The 1215-nt window shown below is 69.1% G+C and carries 1 protein-coding gene; it reads right to left on the bottom strand.

Features of this window, described 5'->3' with window-relative positions:
• A partial coding sequence (locus ABEA10_RS50930; RefSeq protein ID WP_345475946.1) for an IS110 family RNA-guided transposase occupies positions 1-1028 on the bottom strand: 1028 nt, incomplete at its 3' end.
• Positions 1029-1215: the final 187 nt, after the last annotated feature.

Here is a 1215-nt window from a genome sequence, read left to right as displayed (position 1 = left end):
TTCAGTAGTGCGTAGATCTCTCGGGCGATGTAGCGCTTGAGGCAGCGGATGATCTCTTTCTTGTCCTTGCCTTGCTTGGTGCGTCGTTGCACGTAGGTGCGGGTGCGTGGGTCGGTGGCCATGCGGGTGATCGCGATCCGCCACAGCGCGCAGTTGGCGTCGCGGTCCCCGCCGTGGTTGAGACGGTGCCGATGGGTCTTGCCAGAAGATGCCGGCAGCGGCGCAACGCCACACAGCATCGCGAACGCTGCTTCAGAGCGCATGCGCTCAGGGTTGTCGCCCGCGGTGACCAGCAGTTGCCCGGCGACGTCGGGGCCGACCCCGTGAACCTGGGCCAAGGCGGGGTTGATCTGGGTGACCAGGGGCTCGATCAGGTCGTCGAGATCGGTGATCTCCTCGGTGAGCCGCTGGTGGCGGCGGGCCAGGCTACGCAACGCGGCCTTGATCGCCATCACCGGGTCATCGCACCTGGTGCGGTCGGGTCGCAGCGCCGCGCAGGTGCTGATCAGCTCGCGGGTGGACAAGCCACGCAGCTGCGCACGGACCTGCTCGGACGCGGTCACGACCAGTGCCTTGATCTGACGCTGGGCGGTGGCACGCTGAGCGATGGCGCTGCGCCGGGCGACCCGCAGGTTCCGCAGCGCCTCGACCCGCCCATCGCGATGTTTGGGCACTCCGGTGCGGACCTCGGCGAGCGCGGCACGGGCGGCGGCCTCGGCATCGACCGGGTCGGACTTGCCCCGCCAGCGGCGCGCCTTGCGGTCGGGGCGGTCGATCTCCACCATCGTCACGCCCTGCTCTCGCAGATAGCGGGCCAGGCCGGCGCCGTAGACACCGGTGCCCTCGATCCCGACCAAGACCAGTGCCCCGAACGAGCGCAGCCACGCCAACAGGGCGGCGTATCCGGCTCCGGTGGCGGGGAACTGAGCTGATCCCAGCATCCGCCCGGCCGAATCGACCGCGGCCGCCGTATGGGTGTCCTTGTGAGTGTCCACGCCGCCGGTGACCTCGACCTGCTGCTGTGTCATGGTGGGCATCGACCGTCCTGTTCTCATCGACCGGGCAGGGCGGCACGCACCAGCCGGGCGATACGGACAAGACAGTGATGGGGCCTCTGGCCAGGCTCCTATGAGGTCACGCGCCGCGTCCGGTGAGTGCAGCTGAGCGCCTCCCGGCCCGGGGACGGCAGATCCCGTTAAGGACACCATGGTCAGT

Origin of the sequence: Actinoallomurus oryzae, from assembly GCF_039541955.1 — a bacterium.
Taxonomy (GTDB): Bacteria; Actinomycetota; Actinomycetes; order Streptosporangiales; family Streptosporangiaceae; genus Actinoallomurus; species Actinoallomurus oryzae.
Note: the sequence above shows the minus strand (reverse complement) of the source record. Positions and strands in the feature narration are given on the sequence as shown.